The following is a 3,551-nucleotide window of genomic DNA, read 5'->3' as shown; positions in this document are numbered from 1 at the left end:
CGCTCCGCGGACCCGTGGCCGCCGCCGGCCGCTCGGCGCCGCGAGGCCGCTATCTCATCGCCGGCGCGGCGACGCTCGCGGTTCTCGGCGTGGGGGCCGTGTCGTTCGCCGCGGGAGCCCAGCCGGAACGGCTGCCGCCGGTCACGCCGGCGCTGGAGCAGTTCGCCGTCGAACACGCGCTGACGTCGGGTGACGTGTCGATCGCCGATCCGACCGTGCTCCGAGATCATCCCGCCGGACCCTGACGTTCCGCCCGCCGGACGTGATGTGACGTGACCCGACCGACCGACCGACCGAACAGCCGAGGGAGAAATGCGCCGCACCCACGTGGCCTGCGGACAGGGGTCGCACGACGCGACTCGGGTGAGCGCACCGGCCGACAGCCCGGCCGTTTCAGCGGCTCGCGGCCCGGCTCTTTCATCAGGCGACTGCACGGGCCATAACCCATGGGTCGTGGGGGGAGTCGCGACCGCTCTGCTCCTGCTCTGGCTGATGACCGCGGGCGACGCCGTCGCCGCCCCCCGTCCCGGGAGCGACCCTGACGCCCTCAGGATGCTGAGCGGAGCGGCCGGGGCCGCCCGCACCACCGCCTATGAGGGCACCCAGATCACGACGACCTGGAGTGGCAAGGCCGCCGCGACCGCGCAGGAGCGCGTTTCGCACAACATCGGGGCCGGGACGTTCGTGCGCGGCAGCTCAGTCGACCGGAGCCCGGTCGCCCGTCAGGCCGGCTCTGAGGAGGTCCACGGCGGGCTCGGCGGCTTCACCGCTCCCATGCTCGACCTGCTGGCCCGCAACTACTCCGTCGTGCGGGCGAAGGACGGTTCGGTCTGCGGCCGCACCGCGCACGTCATCGAGGCCCGCCGCGCCGACGGCTCGCCCGCGGGCCGGTTCTGGATCGACCGCGACACCGGCCTGATGCTGCATCGCGAACTGCTCGACCCGGTAGGACGGGTGGCCAACGTCACAGGCTTCCGCTCGCTGCGGGTCATCCGGCCGGGGGAGGGGACCGCAGGCCGGCACACGGTCGCCACGCCGCCCGGGCGCCTGCTCGCCACGGGCGAACTCAAAGACCTGCGCGATCGTGGCTGGACGCTCCCGCGGGGCCTCCCCGGAGGGCTCAGCCTCCGCGAGGCCCGGAGGTCCGGCGGGGTGGTGCACCTCAGCTACTCCGACGGGCTGTCGGTGGTATCTGTGTTCGTCCAGCCGGGCCGGCTCGACGAACGGCGGTTCTCTCGCTGGAAGCGCGAGATCACCGAAGGACATACGGTCTTTCAGCAGGACGCGCTCCACAGATGGGCCGTCTGGGGAGACGGCGGATACGTCTACACGGTTCTGGCGGACGCCCCCGAAGGGACTTCCGACGCCATCGTGGCCGCGCTGCCCCATGGCGGGTCCGGTTTCTGGGAGCGCCTCGGGCGGGGGTTCGGGCGGCTGAATCCCTTTGGCTGAAAGGGTTCGGGGCTCGCGCACTCCGGTTGCGGAAGGTCTTATGCTCACCACATGCCGTGCCGGGCACCATGGTCTTAGGACGAGGAATCACGCTCGCAAGGAGAGACGGGGATGACGGAACACAACCGCGGGTCTGTCGGTACGCCGTCGCAGGAAGAGGAGCAGCAGGCGCCGCGGAGCCCCGAAAACGCACCGGCGGACGAGTGGGGCTTCGCCCCTCCGGACGCGCCCGCCGAGCAGCATGCTCCGCCGTCTCCGGCGGACAAACTACTGGTCTCTGGGCCTGCTGATCCGCCTGGCGGCTTCGATCACCCGCGGCCGCCGCGGCCCGCGTTCGTACCTCATAACCAGGAGCAGGGCGGCGTCCCGCCGTACGGCTGGCCGCAGCAGCACCCCGCGCCGCCGCCCGCCAGGACGCCGTTCGGTGGCCCGCCACCCGGCCCCGGCGGGCCGCCGATCGGGCACGGAGCGCCCCCGACCGGCTTCGGCGGTCCGGGCAACGGACCCAACTGGGCGCCCGCCCCGTCGCCCCCGGCCCCGCCGCGCGGCGGGCCCGGTCTCGGCGTGCTCGCCCTGGTGGCGCTCGTCGTGGCGCTCGTGGCAGGCGCGGTCGGAGCCGGCGTCGGCGTGATCGCCACCGGCGGCAACGACACCGGCAGCGGCGGCTCGGTCGACCTCGGCGGCACGTCCAGCGCTCCCGGCAACAAGAGCCGCCCGGCGGGTACGGTCGCCGGGGTGGCCCAGCGGCTGCTGCCCAGCGTCGTCATGATCAAGGTGCAGGGCGGCAACGGTGAGAGCGGCGCCGGTACGGGCTTCATCGTCCGGGACGGCTACATCATCACCAACAACCACGTGGTCGCCCCCGCGGCCGGCGGAAGCCTCCAGGTCGTCTTCAACGATCAGAAGACCACCACGGCCACCGTCGTAGGGCGGGACCCGAGCTCCGACGTCGCCGTGCTCAAGCCGGCGACCACCAACCGGCTGCCGGCCCTGCAACTCGGCAACTCCGACGACATCGCGGTCGGCGACTCGGTCATCGCGATCGGATCGCCCCTCGGACTGCAGGGGTCGGTCACCACGGGGATCATCAGCTCGGTGAACCGGGCGGTGCCCACCAACGGTGAGGGCGGTGACTCGTCGGTGCTCAACGCCATCCAGACCGACGCCGCCATCAATCCGGGCAACTCCGGTGGCCCGCTGGTCGACTCGCAGGGCCGGGTCATCGGCATGAACACGGCGATCGCCACCCTCGGCGGCGGGGGCGGCTTCGGCGGCGGCCAGAGCCAGGGCGGCAGCATCGGCCTCGGCTTCGCCATCCCGATCAACCAGGCCAAGCGGGTGGCCGAGCAGATCATCAACAGCGGCAAGGCGTCGCACGCGAGGATCGGCGCCACCATGGACCTGCAGTACCAGGGCACCGGGGTGCGCATCGCCCAGAGCGCCCAGGAGGGCCAGCAGCCGCTCGTCAAGGGCGGTCCGGCCGACCGGGCGGGGCTGAAGCCCGGCGACATCATCACGGCGTTCGACGGGAAGCCCGTCGCCGGCCCGACCGACCTGCTCGCCATGATCCGCAGCCGCGCACCCGGCGACAAGGTGAAGATCAGCTACAAGCGGGGATCCGACGAGAGAACGGTCGACATCACGCTGGGCGAAGCGAACTGATGTTCAGTACGAGTTAACCGCGGCCAAGGATACGCTGGGGTGGCCGGACCGGGTCGGTCCGGCCCCTCAGGCTCTCGTGGAGGATTGGGTGTTCGACGTAGGACTCGGCGAGATGCTGGTTCTCGTCGTACTCGCCTTGGTCATCTTCGGAGACCGGCTGCCCAAGGCCGCCAGCCAGGCCGGCCGTGCCCTTCGGCAACTGCGCGAGATGGCCAACACGGCCCAGCGTGATCTCAAAGAAGGCCTGGGCCCCGAGTTCGCCGATTTCGACGTCACGGACCTGCACCCGAGGAACTTCGTCAGAAAGCACCTGTTCGACGACCTCGACGATGACTTCAAGGCCGACGACTTCAAGAGCGACCTCGATGCCGTTCCGACCGCGTCCGCCCTCGACTACGGCGACCGTCCCCCCTTCGACTCCGAGGCGACGTAGGACC

General features: G+C 71.5%; 3 protein-coding genes and 1 pseudogene. All 4 read left to right on the top strand.

Features of this window, described 5'->3' with window-relative positions:
• Positions 1 to 245, top strand: a pseudogene (locus HKK72_RS37500) (hypothetical protein); the annotation flags it as partial.
• Positions 246 to 453: 208 nt separating this feature from the next.
• A complete protein-coding gene (locus HKK72_RS37495; RefSeq protein ID WP_187239140.1) occupies positions 454 to 1,452 on the top strand; it encodes a sigma-E factor regulatory protein RseB domain-containing protein in 999 nt (332 codons plus the stop codon).
• Positions 1,453 to 1,563: 111 nt separating this feature from the next.
• Positions 1,564 to 3,114, top strand: coding sequence for a S1C family serine protease (locus tag HKK72_RS37490; RefSeq protein ID WP_187239139.1), 1,551 nt, complete (start codon positions 1,564 to 1,566; stop codon positions 3,112 to 3,114).
• An 88-nt stretch (positions 3,115 to 3,202) separates the two neighbouring features.
• Positions 3,203 to 3,547 (top strand): sec-independent translocase, encoded by a 345-nt coding sequence (locus HKK72_RS37485; protein ID WP_187239138.1) that lies wholly within the window; start codon positions 3,203 to 3,205, stop codon positions 3,545 to 3,547.
• Positions 3,548 to 3,551: the final 4 nt, after the last annotated feature.

Source organism: Actinomadura sp. HBU206391 (assembly GCF_014323665.1).
Classification (GTDB): Bacteria; Actinomycetota; Actinomycetes; order Streptosporangiales; family Streptosporangiaceae; genus Actinomadura_C.
This window is presented reverse-complemented; position numbering and strand designations above follow the sequence as displayed.

What these genes read in the sequence shown, in the direction of transcription:
- HKK72_RS37490 (WP_187239139.1), top strand. Translation starts at nt 1,564, where the DNA reads ATGACGGAACACAACCGCGGGTCTGTCGGTACGCCGTCGCAGGAAGAG.